The organism is Tropicibacter sp. S64 (assembly GCF_049803835.1).
Lineage (GTDB): Bacteria > Pseudomonadota > Alphaproteobacteria > Rhodobacterales > Rhodobacteraceae > Pacificoceanicola.
In genome coordinates this window covers 206,595-223,814 of sequence record NZ_JBNAGK010000006.1, presented here as the reverse complement: position 1 = coordinate 223,814, position 17,220 = coordinate 206,595, and the positions used below count along the sequence as shown (strand labels likewise).

Annotated in this window: 18 protein-coding genes; 11 read left to right on the top strand and 7 right to left on the bottom strand. The window is 65.7% G+C overall.

The genetic code is table 11. The annotated features are described in order from the left end of the window. Positions 1-124: 124 nt before the first annotated feature. The 3 genes from ACP159_RS11835 to ubiA are packed head-to-tail and all read right to left on the bottom strand — an operon-like array spanning position 125 to position 3,382. Positions 125-454 (bottom strand): hypothetical protein, encoded by a 330-nt coding sequence (locus tag ACP159_RS11835; RefSeq protein ID WP_425099924.1) that lies wholly within the window; start codon positions 452-454, stop codon positions 125-127. After that, positions 447-2,357 carry an OmpA family protein gene (locus ACP159_RS11830; protein WP_425099923.1) on the bottom strand — a complete coding sequence of 637 codons (1,911 nt, stop codon included), beginning with the start codon at positions 2,355-2,357 and terminating at the stop codon, positions 447-449. The genes ACP159_RS11835 and ACP159_RS11830 overlap by 8 nt, the downstream gene beginning before the upstream one ends. A gap of 59 nt (positions 2,358-2,416) precedes the next feature. After that, complete coding sequence (gene ubiA, locus ACP159_RS11825) at positions 2,417-3,382, bottom strand: 4-hydroxybenzoate octaprenyltransferase (RefSeq protein ID WP_425099922.1); 966 nt, start codon at positions 3,380-3,382, stop codon at positions 2,417-2,419. A gap of 12 nt (positions 3,383-3,394) precedes the next feature. Between ubiA and ACP159_RS11820 the strand changes: the two genes are divergently transcribed. From ACP159_RS11820 to ACP159_RS11810, 3 genes are all read left to right on the top strand, one after another. Beyond that, positions 3,395-4,120: a 16S rRNA (uracil(1498)-N(3))-methyltransferase gene (locus ACP159_RS11820; RefSeq protein WP_425099921.1), complete on the top strand. Its 726-nt coding sequence runs from the start codon at positions 3,395-3,397 to the stop codon at positions 4,118-4,120. Continuing rightward, on the top strand, positions 4,117-4,626 hold the full coding sequence (locus ACP159_RS11815) for a hypothetical protein (protein WP_425099920.1): 510 nt from the start codon (positions 4,117-4,119) through the stop codon (positions 4,624-4,626). Before ACP159_RS11820 ends, ACP159_RS11815 begins: the two co-directional genes overlap by 4 nt. 65 nt (positions 4,627-4,691) lie before the next feature. Further along, complete coding sequence (locus ACP159_RS11810; RefSeq protein WP_425099919.1) at positions 4,692-6,062, top strand: glutamate--cysteine ligase; 1,371 nt, start codon at positions 4,692-4,694, stop codon at positions 6,060-6,062. Positions 6,063-6,077: 15 nt separating this feature from the next. Here ACP159_RS11810 and ACP159_RS11805 read toward each other — a convergent pair whose 3' ends face one another. From ACP159_RS11805 to ACP159_RS11790, 4 genes are all read right to left on the bottom strand, one after another. Beyond that, a complete protein-coding gene (locus tag ACP159_RS11805; protein WP_425099918.1) occupies positions 6,078-6,668 on the bottom strand; it encodes a DUF805 domain-containing protein in 591 nt (196 codons plus the stop codon). Positions 6,669-6,789: 121 nt separating this feature from the next. Further along, the gene (gene ggt / locus ACP159_RS11800) at positions 6,790-8,364 is read right to left on the bottom strand and encodes a gamma-glutamyltransferase (protein ID WP_425099917.1); all 1,575 of its coding nucleotides are present in this window, start codon (positions 8,362-8,364) and stop codon (positions 6,790-6,792) included. Positions 8,365-8,866: 502 nt separating this feature from the next. Next, entirely contained in the window at positions 8,867-9,322 is a 456-nt protein-coding gene (locus ACP159_RS11795; RefSeq protein ID WP_425099916.1) for an ATP-binding protein, read from the bottom strand. A 25-nt stretch (positions 9,323-9,347) separates the two neighbouring features. Further along, entirely contained in the window at positions 9,348-9,683 is a 336-nt protein-coding gene (locus tag ACP159_RS11790) for an STAS domain-containing protein (protein ID WP_425099915.1), read from the bottom strand. A gap of 90 nt (positions 9,684-9,773) precedes the next feature. On the opposite strand from ACP159_RS11790, the gene ACP159_RS11785 reads away from it, so the two are divergent. The 8 genes from ACP159_RS11785 (at position 9,774) to ACP159_RS11750 (ending at position 17,190) form a co-directional block, all read left to right on the top strand. Further along, positions 9,774-10,946, top strand: a complete 1,173-nt coding sequence (locus tag ACP159_RS11785; protein WP_425099914.1) for an acetyl-CoA C-acyltransferase — start codon at positions 9,774-9,776, stop codon at positions 10,944-10,946. A gap of 1 nt (position 10,947) precedes the next feature. Further along, positions 10,948-11,412 carry a GAF domain-containing protein gene (locus tag ACP159_RS11780; RefSeq protein WP_425099913.1) on the top strand — a complete coding sequence of 155 codons (465 nt, stop codon included), beginning with the start codon at positions 10,948-10,950 and terminating at the stop codon, positions 11,410-11,412. Positions 11,413-11,536: 124 nt separating this feature from the next. Then, entirely contained in the window at positions 11,537-12,100 is a 564-nt protein-coding gene (locus tag ACP159_RS11775; RefSeq protein ID WP_425099912.1) for a helix-turn-helix domain-containing protein, read from the top strand. Continuing rightward, positions 12,100-12,726, top strand: coding sequence for a LysE family translocator (locus ACP159_RS11770; protein WP_425099911.1), 627 nt, complete (start codon positions 12,100-12,102; stop codon positions 12,724-12,726). The genes ACP159_RS11775 and ACP159_RS11770 overlap by 1 nt, the downstream gene beginning before the upstream one ends. Continuing rightward, a complete protein-coding gene (locus ACP159_RS11765) occupies positions 12,723-13,091 on the top strand; it encodes a GFA family protein (RefSeq protein ID WP_425099910.1) in 369 nt (122 codons plus the stop codon). The genes ACP159_RS11770 and ACP159_RS11765 overlap by 4 nt, the downstream gene beginning before the upstream one ends. A gap of 2 nt (positions 13,092-13,093) precedes the next feature. Next, complete coding sequence (locus ACP159_RS11760) at positions 13,094-13,993, top strand: homocysteine S-methyltransferase family protein (RefSeq protein ID WP_425099909.1); 900 nt, start codon at positions 13,094-13,096, stop codon at positions 13,991-13,993. A gap of 23 nt (positions 13,994-14,016) precedes the next feature. Then, entirely contained in the window at positions 14,017-16,461 is a 2,445-nt protein-coding gene (locus ACP159_RS11755; protein ID WP_425099908.1) for a GcvT family protein, read from the top strand. An 81-nt stretch (positions 16,462-16,542) separates the two neighbouring features. Further along, the gene (locus tag ACP159_RS11750; RefSeq protein ID WP_425099907.1) at positions 16,543-17,190 is read left to right on the top strand and encodes an RluA family pseudouridine synthase; all 648 of its coding nucleotides are present in this window, start codon (positions 16,543-16,545) and stop codon (positions 17,188-17,190) included. The last annotated feature ends 30 nt before the right edge of the window (positions 17,191-17,220 follow it).

The window sequence follows — 17,220 nt, the reverse complement described above, 5'->3', positions numbered from 1 at the left end:
ATACCCTCGGGGGAGGCTCGAATGAGCCGTGGGGGCAGAGCCCCCGCGCGCGCCGAAGGCGCGTTGGTCGCCGTGCGCAAGCACGGCGAAACCCCTCAAGTCAAGGCGAGATAAAGACCTGGCCTCACCCCGTCTGCTGCAAACGCTCGACGTAGAGCCGCATTTCCTCGGCCTCCTGCCGCGCCTCCCGCAGGCCGTCCATGGCCGCGGTCAACTCTGCCTCGGTCTGGGCCAGCTGGTTGGTCAGTTCCGCCTCGCGCTGCTGCAGGTATGTGATCGCCTGGTCGCGGGTTTCCTCCGCCTCGTGCAGCTCCTGGCTCATGCGCTCGAGTTGGTCCATGTCGGCTTGGCTGACCCGGCTGAACCGATGCACCAGCCAGTTTGCGAACCATCCGAGGCAGAACGCCACGAACAGGATAATGGCAGTTGCAATGATGAATTCCGTTCTATTCATCGCCGGTTCCTTCTGCGGGCGCGGAGTCCGTTGCGCCTGTGGCGTCGGACGTGTCTTCCACCGTCTCCGTGGTGGTTTCCTGGTCTTCTGTCGGCTCGGGCCGCAGCAGTTTGAACTCGATGCGCCGGTTTGCCTCGCGGCCGTCCTCGGTGCTGTTGTCGGCGATCGGCTCGGCCTCGCCATAGCCTTTCACCGTGTAGGATGCCACAGGAACCAGACGTCCGCGCAGCGCGTCGAGCACCGATTGTGCGCGTTCGCGGCTGAGTTCCTCGTTCATCGTCTCGCGCCCCTGGCTGTCGGTGTGACCGCCGATCTCGATCGGGATGTCGCCACATTTCTTCAGCAGGTCCGCCAGTTCGTCGAGAATGTCCTTGGCCGATCCGTCGAGCGTGGCGCTGGAGGGCTCGAAGGTGATCTTGCGGTCGCCGATGATCTCGACGATCTGGGCCTCGCATTCCTCCGGCGTCGGAATGCCGAGAGACGCGTCGAACTTCTTCATGTACTCGACGTCGATGTCGATCTTGGCATCCTCGCCCAGCTTCCCGGTCAGCAGCCGCGCGATGTCGGCGCTGGCCTCGGTGTTCCCGGTGTTCCCGACGACGATGACCTGGTCCGGAGTCACCGTGACCGCGCCGTTGACCAGTTGCGAGAGCGCCTCGATGCCGGCGAGGGTCCGGACCTGCCAGTCGCCCGGCAGGTCGTCCGTGACGCGCGCGGCCATGTAGACCTTCCCAGAGCCGAAACGGGCGCGGGCGAAGCTGTCGACGGTCTGACGCGCGATCTCGCTGGACAGGCGTCCGCGCATCTGCACCGCCCCTTCCGGGCTGAGCGTCGCGATGAATTCGGGCGTGCCCTCGTCCTTCTGCTCGGCAGGCTGGGGCAGGGTGGCATGCAGGACGAAGACCTCCGGCAGGGCGGCTTCCAGTTCGCCCACGACCCGGTCGAACAGCCCCTGGTCAGTGCCCTCCAGGGCAATCAGCGCCACGTCGGCATTGGTGAAGGTCACCGAGCCACCGCCCAGTTCCCGAACCTTGCCAATGGCCAGTTCTGCGGCGTCGGGCCAATGCCGGGACGGCACGCCGAGACCCAGCGTGCAGGTGGCTTTTCCTTCGAGCCCGGCCCGCGTGGCGGCACGCAGGATCCGGTCGCGGCCTTCCTCGCTGTCGGCGGAGCAGGAATCGAAGCGCGGCGTGCCGTCCTCGATCACGAAGCGCAGGGTAAAGGGTGTGATCACCGGCCGCGGCGCCGTCAGGTCGAGTGCGAGCCGCAGCGTCTCGGGCTTGCGCCGGGCGAGCGCGGTCTCCAGCCGTTTCTTGCTTTCGCCGCTGTCCGTCATGGCCTTGATCGAGACCCTCTCCGCGTCGACAGAGATCTGCGAGCGTGGCAGATCGCGCAGCGCCCCGACCGCGAAGCGCAGGGCCGCGTCCCAGCCTTCCGGCGAGGGATAGTCGGCCACGTCCAGCAGGTCGGAGACGCCGGCGGACCCTGCGATCTCGCGGAACTGGCGCATCAGGTCGTCCCGGTCGGTCGAGTCGGGGATCAGGCCGATCACGGAAATCCCGGCATCGTTGCGCAGGATCTCGGCGGAGAAATGCGGTGGGGCAAAGTCTTCCGGTTCCTCGATCAGCATCTGGTCGATGACCCGCGCGGCATCCACCACCCGGCCCGCCGTGCTGAGCGCCTGGAACCGCGTCGCCTCGTCCGGGGCAGTGCCGATCAGGAACACCTGCAGGCCATTGGTGTCCACCTCTGCCCAGGTCAGCCCTTCGCGATCCAGTTCGTTCAGCACATCCGCCTTCGACGCCGTTTCGATCATGCCGACGGAGAAATACGCGGAAACGAGGCTGATGGCTGCGGCCGCGATGAACGTGCCCAGGATCGTGAACAGCGAAGAGAGCCGCATCGGCACCTGTACCCTTTGTTAAGTGCGATGGTGATACGCAAGCCGCGCGTGTTAGGCAATCACAGCAGGACCGCGATGGCGAAAAACAGCACGGGAATCAGGCCCGCGTCGCGATTGGACCGAAACAGTTCGAGCAGACGGTCCGCATCGTCCATCTTCAGGCGACGCATCTGCCAGAGCATGTGCCAGCCCATGGCCCATGGGCCGACCAGCAGGACCACCAGTTTCAGAATGTCCCCGGACGGCACAGCGAGCACCACGGCCGCGCCCATCAGCGTAACGCAGATCACCATGAAACGCGCGAGCCAGGCCGGTGTGTTGTCGCCGAACAGGCGGGCGGTGGATTTCACGCCGATGAGCGCGTCGTCTTCCTTGTCCTGGTGGGCATAGATCGTGTCGTAGAACAGCGTCCAGGCCATGCCCGAGAGATAGAGCAGCACGGCGGGCCAGCCGAGCGCGCCGGAATGCGCCGTCCAGGCCAGCAACGCGCCCCAGTTGAACGCGATTCCGAGGAAGACCTGCGGCCACCAGGTGAACCGTTTGGCGAACGGGTAGATGGCCACCGGGGCGAGGGAGAGGACGCCGAGCGCGATGGCCGCGGGCGGGAAGGTGACGAGGATGCAAAAGGCGATCAGCGACTGGATCACGGCCCAGCCAAGCGCCTGCTTCGCGGTCACCTGGCCCGAGGGAATCGGGCGCGAGGCGGTGCGGTCCACCGATCCGTCGATGTCGCGGTCGGTGATGTCGTTCCACGTACAACCCGCGCCGCGCATCAGCACCGCGCCGATGCCGCAACCGACAAAGATCCACAGATCGAACCAGCGCGCCTGGCCGTCCGCCACCATTGCCAGCAGCAGCCCCCACCAGCACGGCAGCAACAACAGCCATGTCCCGATGGGCCGGTCGGCGCGGGACAGGCGCAGATAGGGCCGTGTCCAGGCCGGGGCACGGTGGTCGACCCAGTTGCCTTTCACGGCGTCGCGGACTTGTCCTTCGGCCTCTGGCGTCTGCGAAGTGCCGGTCATATGGTGCGCCTCATGACTGCGAAAATCCGCCTCTACGTACAGCACCCTTTGGGGGAGGGACAACCTGTGCCGCTCGATCAGGGGCAGGCCCATTATCTCTTTGGCGTAATGCGGCTCGCGGTCGGCGACGTCGTGGCGCTGTTCAACGGGGCGGACGGCGAGTGGCAGGCGGAGGTCTCGGAGGCGGGAAAACGGGGCGGGACACTGGTTTGCCGCTTGCAATCCGCGCCTTTGCGCCTGCCGCCGGACCTCTGGCTGCTGTTCGCGCCGATCAAGAAGGCCCGCACCGATTTCATCGTCGAAAAGGCGGCGGAGATGGGGGCGCGGCGGATTGTCCCTGTTCAGACCGAGTATACCAATGCCGAGCGAATCCGGCAGGATCGTTTGCAGGCCCACGCGGTGGAGGCCGCCGAACAATGCGGCGGTACCTTCGTGCCCGAGGTGGCGGACCTGCACCGGCTGGATTCGCTTCTGGCGGATTGGCCGGAGGACAGGCGGCTGATGTTCTGCGACGAAGCGAAGGTCGGGGAGGCGATGGCCCTGCCGCATCGCGACGACACCGGACCCTGGGCTATTCTCATCGGCCCCGAAGGCGGGTTCAGCCCCGCCGAGCGGGAGCGCCTGCACGCGCTGTCCTTCGCCCACCCCGTCAGCCTCGGTCCGCGAATCCTGCGGGCGGATACGGCAGCCGTGGCGGCCATGGCGCTGTGGCAGGCGCATCTGGGGGACTGGACGTGATCCGCCCCGAAGCTGCCGCCGCCCTCGCGCGGTTCCGCGAGGTGTTCATCGGCCTCGCGGTGTTCGCGGTGGGCCTCTATTGGGGATTCTTCACCGGCGGCGGCATCCTGCACTGGATCGGATTTGTCGTGCTGCTCCTCGGTATTGCTCTGGCCTGGATCGGTCTGCGCCGGGCCAGGCTCTACCGCGAGGGCGGCGGGGCGGGGATCGTCGAGGTGACGGAGCGGCAGATCAGCTATTTCGCCCCGGACGGCGGCGGCATCGTCTCTGTCGACGGCCTGCGGCAGGTTCGGATCGAGGTGCTGGATTTGATGGTGGTGCAGTGGGTTCTCGCCGGACGCGACGGCCTCCTGGCCATCCCCATCGACGCGGAAGGCGCGAATGCCCTCTTCGACGTGCTCTCGGCTCTTCCGGGCGCGGATTTCGAGACCGCAATCACGGCAATGTCGGCAACGGAACCGCACAGCTACGTCATCTGGAGCAGTCCAACCTTTCGGTTGCATTGACACCCGTAAGTTTTGCGACCAAGGCTTAGGCCCCGAAGAGACAAGGCCCAGACGGAGCATTTCCCATGTCCATTCCCCAATCCGGCGGCGGGCCGATCGAGCGCCACGAGCAGATGGTCGAGTACCTCGCATCCGGCTGCAAACCCAAGGAAAACTGGCGCATCGGGACCGAACATGAGAAATTCGGCTACTGCAAGGATACGCTGAAGCCGCTGCCCTTCGACGGCGAACGCTCCATTCGCGCCGTGCTCGAGGGGCTGCGCGACAGCTATGGCTGGGCCGAGGTGCGCGAGGGCGGTTTCCTGATCGGGCTGGAGAAGGATGGCGCGAACGTCAGCCTGGAGCCGGGCGGGGCGCTGGAGCTGTCCGGGGCCCCTTTGGAAACCATCCATCAAACCTGTGACGAGGTGAACGAGCATCTCGCCGAGGTAAAGTCCATCGCCGACGAGATCGGCGTGCGCTTCATCGGCCTTGGTGCCGCGCCGATCTGGACGCATGAGCAGATGCCGCTCATGCCAAAGGGCCGGTACAAGTTGATGAACGACTACATGCAGAAGGTCGGCACCATGGGCACCGCCATGATGCGCCGGACCTGCACCGTGCAGGTCAACCTCGACTTCGGCTCAGAAGCAGACATGGTGCAGAAGATGCGCGTGGCCTTGGCGCTGCAGCCGGTCGCGACCGCGCTTTTCGCCAATTCGCCCTTCTTCGAGGGCAAACCGAATGGCCACAAGAGCTGGCGTTCGCTGATCTGGCGCAATCTCGATGACGCCCGCACCGGCATGTTGCCGTTTGTCTTCGAGGACGGCTTCGGTTTCGAGGCCTGGACCGACTACGTGCTCGATGTGCCGATGTATTTCGTCTACCGCGACGGCAAGTATATCAACGCGCTCGGCCAGTCCTTCCGCGACTTCCTCAAAGGCCAGCTCCCGGCGTTGCCGGGCGAGACGCCAACCCTGTCCGACTGGGCCGATCACCTGACCACGGTGTTCCCCGAGGCGCGGCTCAAGAAATTCATCGAGATGCGCGGCGCGGATGGCGGCCCGTGGCGGCGGCTCTGCGCGCTTCCGGCGTTCTGGGTCGGCCTGACCTACGATCAATCGGCGCTGGATGCGGCCTGGGATCTGGTCAAGGGCTGGGACGCCGAAACCCGCGAGGGGCTGCGCGTGGCGGCCTCGGTCGACGGGTTGCAGGCCGAGGCGGGCGGCGTGAAGATGCACGACCTCGCCCGCGAGGTTGTGGCCATCGCCGAGGCGGGACTGAAGGCGCGGGCGCGGCCCGGGGCCGGTGGTCTTGTCCCGGACGAGACGCATTTCCTCAACGCACTGAAAGAAAGTGTCGAGAGTGGCAAGACCCCTGCGGACGAGTTGCTGGAGCATTACCACGGCGACTGGAACGGCGATCTGACCCGGATCTACGACGAATACAGCTACTGAGCCCGGCGGGCAGGTTCAGGCCTGTCCCAGAACCCGGCTGCGGTAATAGTCGCGGATCTCCGCACGACGCTGTTCGATCATGTCTGGCGTTGGCTCTGCTTCGCCGTTGACCAGGTAGGCATAGCTCTGGAAGGCGTTGTGGGGCTTCGGCGCCGCCGTCTGCGCCTTTGCCTCGGCCGCAAAACTGCCGGGCGCAGCGTCGCGCGGCGTGTGCCGCGTCATGACGTGGCGGGGCGGCTGGCCCCAGGCGTTTTCCTCCGGCTGCGAGGGCATGGAAAGCATGATGTGGGTCAGAATCGGCCCGATGATGGGCACCACGTCCAAGAACAGGAAAAGCCCGGACCGGCCTATGTCGTGCAGGCGGCGCACGCGCAAGGAGAGATACGGGATGAAGGTCAGCAGAAACAGCCACGGCGTGATCAGGGAGCTCATGCCGATGTCGGCCAAATCAAGGCTTATGAGCGTATAGACGTCCATAGCCAACGCGCCACAGGTCAGCAGTCCGAGGCCGAGGAAAGCCCACCAGAATTCCGCCCGCGTCGCCCGACCGCTGAAGTCGAAGGCCTTGAAGACGAAGCTCTCCATCGCTGCAATCGGTCCGACCATGTCCTGTCTCTCCCGGATCAATACAACCTTCAGGTTGCATCGGTCCGAGGCGAAATTTGGGCGCGGCGGAGGCATCTGTCTGACGGTTGCATCGACTTGCAGACAAATGCCGTTTGCCGGGTCAATACCCCAGGGCGCAGCCGTCCTTGCGGGGGTCCGACGCGCCTTCCAGCACACCGGTCTCGTGGATGACGATGGACTGCGCACCGCCGAGCGGCGTCTCGGGCGTTTCGATGACGTGGCCCTTCTCGCTCAGGGCCGCCGCCACTTCGGGCGCGAACCCCCGTTCGAGTTGCAGCTTGCCATCGAAGGCAAAGCTGCGCGGCGCGTCCAGGGCCTCCTGCGCGTGCATCCCGAAATCGGTCATGTTGGAGACGACGCGGGCGTGCCCGTTGGGTTGGTACTGTCCGCCCATGACACCGAAAGGCATGGTCACCCGCCCGCCATCGCAGAGCATCGCGGGGATGATGGTATGCATCGGACGCTGCCCGCCCGTCATCTCATTCGGGTGGCCTTCCTTGAGCGAGAATCCCGCACCGCGGTTCTGGAACAGGATGCCGAACTTCTCCGAGGCGATCCCGGAGCCGAATCCGTGAAAGATCGAGTAGATCAGCGAGACCGCCATGCGGTCCTTGTCCACCACGGTGATGTAGATCGTGTCCTTGTGCACCGCCTCGGAGGTCTTGGCGGCGGAGGCCATGGCGCGGTTCGGGTCGATCAGCGCCGCAAGACGCGCAGCGGTCTCCATGCTGGTCAGATGATCCAGTCCGGTCATGGTCGCCGGGTCCGCCAGGAAGCGGCTGCGGGCGTCATAGGCGAGCTTTGCCGCCTCGGCTTCGAGGTGGATGCGCTCGGCGCCGAACGGGTCTAGCGCGGCGAGATCGAACTGCGACAGGATGTTGAGAATCAGTTGCGCGATGATGCCCTGCCCGTTCGGCGGGTGCTCGAGCAACGTGCGGCCGCGATAGTCGCTGCCGATGGGTGCGCCGATGGTGCAGCGCGTGTCGGCGAAATCCTCCAGCGTGTGCACACCGCCGAGGGCATTGAGGGTCTTGACCATGTCCTCGGCAACCTCGCCCTCGTAGAACCCCGCACGGCCCTGCGCGGCGATGCGTTTCAGCGCCTCGGCCTGCGCGGGCAGGGCGAACAGATCGCCGGGGTTCGGCACGGCGCCGGGCTGGAAATGTTTGCGGCCATGACCCTGCAGCGCGGCGGTGTCCTTGGCCCAGTCGAAGGCGACGCGCGGCGCGACGGGCACGCCGTGTTCCATGTAGTGAATGGCGGGAGCGAGTATGTCGGCAAGGCCGAGCTTGCCCCATTTTTCCGACATCGTGCAGAAGGCGTCGACGGCGCCCGGGATGGTGACGGCGTCAGGGGTGTGCAGCGGGACGGTTTCGAGCCCCTTGTCGCGCAAGGCGGCGGCGCTGGCGGCCTTCGGGGCGCGCCCAGAGCCGTTGACGGCGATCACGTCGTCGCTCCCGGCAGGCGAGATCAGCGTGAAGCAATCGCCGCCGATGCCTGTCATCTGCGGTTCGGCAAGGCCCAGCAAGACCGCTCCGGCAATGGCGGCGTCGAGCGCGTTGCCGCCACGGCGCAGGATATCCACCGCCACACCCGCGGCGAGCGGATGCGATGTGGCGCAGATGCCGTTGGTGGCGTAAACGGCGGACCGTCCCGGCAGGTGAAAATCGCGCATGGGGCAGGCTCCTTTTCCTCTTGGTCGCGAAGATATCGACCCGCAGGGCGAGGTCAATGGAGCCTGTGCTTCGGGATATGTCTGGATACGCCCCTTGCAAGTACCTCGACGCCGCGCACTGGGTGGGGGCTGTTAACGCGCGGCGCCGAGGGAAGCCTTGTGCAGCTACGGGGACAGAAATGGCGGAGGATCGGGGCGGAAATATGGTGGCGTCGGGGAAATGTGAAGGCTCTGCGCCGGCCCGGTCCGCATGACCCCGAAACGCAGAAACGCCGCCGCATCGAGCGGCGGCCTTGGGGCCGATCATTGGTTCGTCCGGGAGGTAGACCTCGACGCCGCACACTGGGTGGGGGCTGTTAATGCGCGACGCCGAGGGAAGCCTTATGCAGCTACAAGTCCCTTTTTGACGGTGTATTCTGTCGCGATTAAGGCGTCATCCTGACCATTTGTGGAAGTGGTTAACCGTGGCCTTCGGGGGGCGGGCTGAAGCGCGATGCGATGGTCAGGGCTGCGCCGGGAACGGGATGGTAAAGTCCAGGATGTTGACGCCATTCTTGCGCCGGTAGCACAGCGTGTCGGTCATGCTGTGGATCATGAACCAGCCGAACCCGCCCTCGGGCAGATCGTTCACTGCCACGTCGAGTGAGCCGAGGCCGCCTTCGGGCAGGCCGCCGCCGGGCATTCCGAGGCCAAAGTCCTCGATCCTTGCTACCAATGTTCGCGCGTCCACAGACAGCGACAAGCGGATTTCGCCGTCAGCCGCTTCGCTGTAGGCATGTTCGACGATGTTGTTGAGCGCTTCGGCAAGGACGATCTCGCACAGCCCGAAATCCTCGGGTCCGACCCCGAGCCCGAGCATGTCGCTGCGGACGCGCATCAATGTTTCGCGCACCGCGTCCGGACGGCTTCTCAGAACATAGTTGAGCGCATTGCCGTCCTGGCTGCTGACCGGCTGCATTGCCTGATCTCCTACCAGGGTTCCGTCAGGCGGCGCTCTGTATCGCCGAGCCGACACTCTCGTGGATCGGAAAGATCGAATCCATGCGCGTCATGCGGAACACCTTGTCGACCGTCGGTGTCAGCGCGGCCAGTTCCAGCTTGCGCCCGCTCGGCATCAACTTCATGGCCGCGACGATGGCGCCAAGGCCGCTCGAGTCGATGAAGTCCACTTGCTCAAGGTCCAGGATGACGCGATCTGCGGCGTCCGCCAGAACCTCGCGCATCTGATCCTTGAACTGGATGGCCACGGCCGCGTCGATTCGGCTGGCGTCGACGGCCACGATCTCGACGGAACCGAGTGTACGGGTTGAAAGTTTCATGCGGTCCTCACAGGTACTCGTGCACGGGCACCCTAGACGGCATTCCTTACCATTCGGTATTCAGGAGCCATGAATTCAGGAGGAGAGCACATGAAGGACGTCGTCATCACCGGGGCTTCGCGCACGCCCATGGGCGGATTTCAAGGGGTTTTCGAGGGTATCGGCGCCGCGACGCTGGGCGGGGCGGCAATATCCGGGGCTCTCGCGGAGGCCGGTCGTCCCGCGGTGGACGAACTCCTGATGGGCTGCGTGCTGCCGGCGGGACAGGGCCAGGCCCCGGCGCGGCAGGCCGGGTTTGCGGCGGGTCTCGGCGAAGAGGTTCCGGCGACGACGCTCAACAAGATGTGCGGGTCCGGCATGAAGGCCGCTATGATGGCCTGGGACCGGCTGGCGCTCGGCCACGCGGACACCATCGTCGCGGGCGGCATGGAATCGATGACGGAAGCGCCGTACCTGCTGCCCAAGATGCGCGGCGGGGCCCGCATCGGACACGGGCAGGTGGTCGACCACATGTTTCTCGATGGTCTCGAGGATGCCTATGACAAGGGCCGGCTGATGGGCACCTTTGCCGAGGATTGCGCCGAGGCGTTCCAGTTCACCCGAGAGGCGCAGGACCAATATGCGCTCGCCTCGCTCACGAACGCTCTGGATGCGGAGCGGGACGGGGCCTTCGACCGGGAGATCACCGCCGTCACGCTGCACACCCGCACCGGCGAGGAAATCATCACGCGGGACGAACAGCCGGGCAAGGCGCGGCCGGAGAAGATCCCGCTGCTGAAACCGGCCTTCCGCAAGGACGGGACGGTCACGGCGGCGAACTCATCCTCCATTTCCGACGGGGCGGCGGCGCTGGTTATGACGACTCTGGACCTTGCGGCAAAGTCCGGTGCCGTGCCGCGGGCGCGCATCCTTGGCCATGCCAGCCACGCGCAGGCCCCGAAGGATTTCCCGACCGCTCCGGTGCCTGCTGCGAAGAAGTTGCTGGAGCGCATCGGCTGGAAGCGCTCGGACGTGGATCTGTGGGAGGTCAACGAGGCTTTTGCGGTCGTGCCGATGGCTTTCATGAAGGAAATGGGTCTACCCCGCGACGTGGTGAACGTTCACGGCGGGGCCTGTGCGCTGGGTCATCCGATCGGGGCCTCCGGTGCACGGATCATCGTGACCCTGCTCAACGCCCTCGAAAAGCGCGGGCTTCGGCGGGGTGTCGCGGCGATCTGCATCGGTGGCGGCGAGGGCACGGCGATTGCCATCGAGCGGCTCTGAGATGGCACGGGTCGATTATTCGGAGCTGTCCCGGGTCATCGCGAGCCTGACCGAGGGTGAGACCGACACCGTGGCGCTCATGGCCACGCTGGCCTGCGAGATCCACCATGCGGACGACCGTTTCGACTGGACCGGGTTCTATCGGGTCGTCGCGCCGGAGGTGTTGAAGATCGGGCCTTATCAGGGCGGGCATGGCTGTCTTGTCATCCCGTTTGTGCGGGGAGTCTGCGGGGCCTGCGCCCGGACCGGGGAAGCGCAGATCGTGGCGGATGTGGAGGCGTTCCCGGGGCATATCGCCTGTTCCAGCAGCACCCGTTCGGAGCTTGTCCTGCCGGTGCGGAACGGAGCGGGTGTGCTGCTCGGTGTGCTGGATATAGACAGCGACCGCGCAGTCGCATTCGACGAGGCGGATGCCGGGGCGCTGCAGGCGATCCTCGACCGGGTGTTCGAGGACTGCGCGGAGTAAAAGCCCCGGCGGGCGAGGGCCCATCAGTTTTTCTTCGGGAGGCCGTGAAAATTTCTCTTGAAATTTCACCCCGGTCGCCACACCGTGAAATTACCGCTCGATATTTCACGGAACCCTGGCCGCAATGTCCACGCCTCCCTCGACTACCCTTGGAGCTGACCTGCGCGCCGTGCGCCGGATGCGCGGGCTGACCCTGCAGGAGATGGCCCGGCAGATGGATCGCTCCGTCGGCTGGCTGAGCCAGGTCGAGCGGGATCTTTCGGAGCCGTCGATAACCGACCTGCGTCACATGGCGGCGTTGCTCGACATTCCGGTCTCCTCGCTTTTTGGCCGTCCCGATACGCCGCTGGACGAGGCGGGGCTTATCGTCCGGCAAACCGCTCGCCGGCCCATCGGCTCGCGACAGGCGGGGCTGGTCGAGGAACTGCTCTCGCCGGACCTGACCGACGATTTCGAGGTGGTCCATTGCACCTTCGCGCCGCATTCGCGCATCGGCGAGCCGGTCAGCCGTCCGACACAGGAGGTTGGCTACCTGATCAGCGGCCGACTGGACCTGATCATAGCGGGCAAGCCTTTCTCCCTTACGCCCGGCGACAGCTTCCGCATCCGGGGCGAGACCTTCGAATGGATCAACCCCCATGACGCCCCCGCGCAGGCGATCTGGGTCATCGCGCCGCCGGTGTATTGATGTCGTTTCAAGGCTGGCTCATCTTCGCGTCGTTCTGGGTGCTCTTCGTTACCTCTCCGGGGCCGAATGCGGTCAATTGCATCCAGAATGGCATGACCTTCGGCCTGCTGCGCAGTCTCTGGGGCGTCCTCGGCATCCTGACGCAGGCGCTGCTGTTCCTGTTCCTCTCCGCTGCCGGGATCACCGCGCTGCTGACCACCTCGCCGACCGGCTTCCTGGTGGCCAAGATCGTCGGCGCGCTGGTGCTGATCTGGCTCGGGGTGCGCAACTGGCGCAGGGCGGCGCGGCCCATGACCGGCACCGAGGCGCCTTCGCACCACATCTATTCCCGCGCCTTCATGATCGCCACGATCAACCCGAAATCCGTCGCGGGCTATCTCGCGGCCTTCTCGCAATTCGTGCAGACGGACGTACCCATCGGTCCGCAGATGTGGGTGATCGTGCCGACGGCGCTGACCCTCACGGCGCTGAGCTACACCACCTACACCGCGCTCGGCGCGGGGATCGGCCGGGCGGCACTGTCCGCCGTGGCGAATACCTCGATCCGCCGTGTGCTGGCGGGGTGTTTCATCCTCTACGGCCTCGCGCTTGCCGCGACGGCCCTGCCCGAAGGAGTATTGCGATGAAGGGGTCCTGCGCCTGCGGAGCCATCACGTTCACCGTCAGCGGACCGCCGCAGGGCGCGTCCTGCTGTCATTGCTCCCAATGCCGCAAGATGTCCGGTCATGTCTGGGCGTCGGCGTTCGTCCCGGAGACCGGGATTGCCGTCGACGGCCCGGTCAAATGGGTCTCCCTGACCGAACAGGCCCGCCGCGGCATCTGCCCCGACTGCGGGGCCTTTCTGTTCTGGAAAGCCCATGACGAAGACACGATGAGCTTTGCCCTCGGCGCGGTGGACGGGCCGACCGGGCTTCATCTCGAAAAACACATCTTCACCGCCACGAAGGGGGACTACTACACCCTCTCCGATGGCCTTCCGCAAAGGGACTGATCGTGACCAAAGCCGAAATTACCCTGCTTGATGGCGGGCTTGGACAGGAACTCGTCAAACGCTCCGGCGATGAGCCGACGGCGCTGTGGTCAACGCAGGTGATGATGGATCACCCGGGGCTGGTGGCGGGCCTGCACCGCGATTACTTCGATGCGGGCGCGATGGTCGCCACGACGAACACCTATGCCATTCTGCGCGACCGGCTGGAGCGGGCGGGCATTCCGGAACGGTTCAAGGACCTCATGGCCATGGCGCTGCAGGAGGCCCATGCCGCACGGGACAGCTTCGGGTCAGGCCGGATTGCCGGGTCCATCGGGCCGCTCAGGGCCAGCTACCGGCCGGACATCCATCCGCCGGTGCTGGAGGCGATGCCGCTCTATGCCGAAGTGGCGGCACTGCAGGCGCCGCATGTGGACCTGTTCATTCTGGAAACCGTGTCCTCGCTGGACCATGCCCGCTCGGCGCTTCTGGCGGTGCGGGACCATGGCCGGCCGGTCTGGCTGTCGCTGACGGTGGATGACGCGGACGGCACGCGGCTGCGCTCGGGCGAGCCTGTCGCGGAGGCGCTGGAGATCGCGGCGGACGGGGCGGCGGCGATCCTCGCCAATTGCTCGGTGCCGGAGGCGATGCCCGCCGCGCTGGAAATCTTCGCCCGTCAGAGCCTGCCCTACGGGGCCTATGCCAATGCTTTCACCATGATCACAGAAGCCTTCCTGCAGGACGCTCCCACGGTTGCGGCGCTGAGCGCCCGCACCGACCTCGGTCCCGCGGCCTACGCTGACCACGCGCTGCGCTGGGTCGACATGGGCGCGACGATCCTGGGCGGCTGTTGCGAGACCGGCCCCGAGCACATCCGCGAAATCGCCAGCCGCCTGCGCGCGGCGGGCCACACCATTGTCTGACAGACCGACAGGGGAAGACGCCCATGGACATGCCCAATCACGCCCGCGTCGTCATCATCGGAGGCGGCGTCATCGGCTGCTCCGTTGCCTACCACCTTACGAAACTCGGCTGGATCGACGTGGTCCTGCTCGAGCGCAAGCGCCTGACCTCCGGCACCACATGGCACGCGGCGGGGCTGATCGCGCAGCTTCGGGCGACGGCGAACATGACGAAACTCGCCAAGTATTCGCAGGAGCTTTACGGGCGGCTCGAAGAGGAAACCGGGCTTGCCACCGGCTTCCGCCGCGTGGGCTCGATCACCGTGGCCCTGACCGCCGAGCGTCACGAGGAGTTGCGCCGTCAGGCCGCCATGGCCCGCGCCTTCGGCGTTGAAATCGAAGAGATTTCCGTGGACGGTGTGATGGAGCGTTACCCCCATCTGAACCCGGACGGGCTGCACGGCGGGGTCTACCTGCCGAAGGACGGGCAGGGCGATCCGGGCAATATCGCGCTGGCTCTGGCGCGGGGCGCACGGGACCGGGGGGCCTTGGTCCTGGAAGGCGTGAAGGCCACGGGCGCGGTGCGCGAAGGGGGCCGGGTCAAAGCGGTTGAGTATCAGACCGAAGCTGGCGAACAAGGCACGATCACCTGCGATCACGTCGTCAACTGCGGCGGCATGTGGGGGCGACAGGTGGGCGCGATGCTGGGCACAAACGTGCCGCTGCACGCCTGCGAGCACTTCTACATCGTCTCCGAACCGATCCCCGGGCTGACTCCGTTGCCGGTGCTGCGGGTGCCGGACGAGGCGGCCTATTACAAGGAGGACGCGGGCAAGATCATGGTCGGGGCCTTCGAGTTGAAATCCAAACCCTGGGCCATGGATGGCATCCCCGAGAGCTTCGAATTCGACCAGCTGCCCGAGGATTTCGACCACTTCGAGCCGATCCTCGAAGCCGCCGTCAAACGCATGCCGATGCTGGAAAAGGCAGGAATCCATACGTTTTTCAATGGGCCGGAAAGCTTCACGCCGGACAATGCCTATCACCTCGGGCAAGCGCCGGGGATGGAGAACGTCTGGGTTGCGGCCGGGTTCAACTCCATTGGCATCCAGAGCGCCGGGGGCGCCGGTATGGCCTTGGCGCAATGGATGGAAGACGGGCAGAAGCCGTTCGACCTTGGGGACGTGGACATTTCTCGCGCCCAGCCGTTCCAGCGCAACCGGCGTTATCTGAGGGAACGGGTCAGCGAGACCTTGGGCCTGCTCTACGCCGACCATTTCCCCTATCGGCAGAAGGCCACGGCGCGGGGCGTGCGACGCTCGCCGTTCCATGCGCAACTGGCCTCGAAAGGCGCGGTTTTCGGCGAACTGGCCGGATGGGAGCGGGCGAACTGGTATGCGGCAGAAGGCCAGTCCGCCGCCTATGCCTACACCTGGGGCAAGCCGAACTGGTTCGCCAATCAGGCGCGGGAACACCGGGCCCTGCGGGAGGGTGTCGGAGCGTACGACATGTCGTCCTTCGGCAAGCTGCGGGTGGAAGGGCCGGACGCCTGCGCGTTTCTTAACCATGTTTGCGGCAATGACGTGGACGTCGCCCCGGGCCGCATTGTCTATACGCAATTTCTGAATGATCGCGGGGGGATAGAGGCGGACGTGACGGTAACACGTCTGTCGGAAACCGCCTATCTCGTCGTCACCCCTGCGGCAACGCGGTTGGCTGACGAAACCTGGCTGCGGCGCCATGTGGGTGACCGGCGGACGGTCATCACCGACGTGACGGCGGGCGAAGGCGTGCTGGCGGTCATGGGGCCGAAAGCGCGGGAGTTGCTGGCGCGGGTGTCTCCGGACGACTTCAGCAACGAGGCCTTTCCGTTCGGCACGGCACGGGAGATCGAAATCGGTCTCGGCGTTGCCCGCGCGCATCGGGTGTCCTATGTCGGGGAGCTTGGCTGGGAGATCTGCGTCAGCGCCGACATGGCCGCGCATGTGTTTGAAACCATTGACGAGGCAGGAACGCATCTGGGTTTGACCTACTGCGGCCTGCACAGCATGGACAGCTGCCGGATCGAGAAGGCCTTTCGCCATTTCGGCCATGACATCACCTGCGAGGACCACGTCCTGGAGGCGGGTCTCGGCTTTGCGGTGAAAACGGCGAAGGTCGGTTTTATCGGGCGGGACGCGGTGCTGCGCAGGAAGGAGGCCGGGCTTGACCGGCGGCTGGTACAGTTCCTGCTGACCGACCCGGCCCCGATGCTTTACCACAACGAGCCGATCCTGCGGGACGGGAAGATCGTGGGACAGCTGACGTCCGGTGGCTATGGCCACACGCTCGGCGGCGCGGTCGGCCTCGGGTATGTGCCCTGCACGGGTGAGAGCGCGGAAGACGTGCTGGCTTCGGACTACGAGATCGACGTGGCGGGGCGGCGGGTGAAGGCGATGGCGGCGCTCAGGCCGATGTACGATCCGAAAGGGGAGAAGGTCCGGGGGTAGTGTCCACGGTTTGCCCTTCCAGAGGACCAAGACGCCGCGGGGAGCCTTGCGTTGCTCGCGCCGGGAGGCCTAAAGGAGGGCATGAGTGACACCTACGACCCGCCGCAGGGGGAGATTCCCGTCCTGCATGAAGACAGCGACCTGCTGATCGTCGACAAACCCGCCGGGCTGCTGTCCGTGCCCGGCAAGGGCGAGGGGCTGGAGGACTGCCTGCTGACGCGGCTGGAGAAAGCCTTCCCGACCGTGCGGTTGGTGCACCGGCTGGACCGGGACACCTCCGGGGTGATGGTCTTTGCTCTGACGGCCCACGCGCAGAAACACCTCGGTCTGCAGTTCGAAAATCGCAAGGTCAAGAAGACCTACGTGGCCAGGATAGCAGGAGAGCTGGAGCCCAAAGAAGGCGAGGTCGACCTGCCGCTGATCGTCGACTGGCCCAACCGCCCGAGGCAGATGGTCTGCCGGGAAACTGGAAAACCGGCGCTGACGGCATGGAAGGTTGTGTCGTCAGGCGGGGCAGAAAGCCGGGTTCGGCTGTTCCCGCATACCGGGCGGAGCCACCAACTGCGGGTGCACATGTTGTCGCTCGGCCATCCGATTCTGGGCGACGCCCTCTATGCCCCTGAAACCGCGGGGCTTTATCCGAGGATGATGCTGCACGCGGAGGAACTGCGGCTCAACCACCCGGAGAATGGCAGGGGCATGAAGTTCCGGGCACAACCGGATTTCTGATCCGTAAAGCCATCGGACATCGGGGTTAAC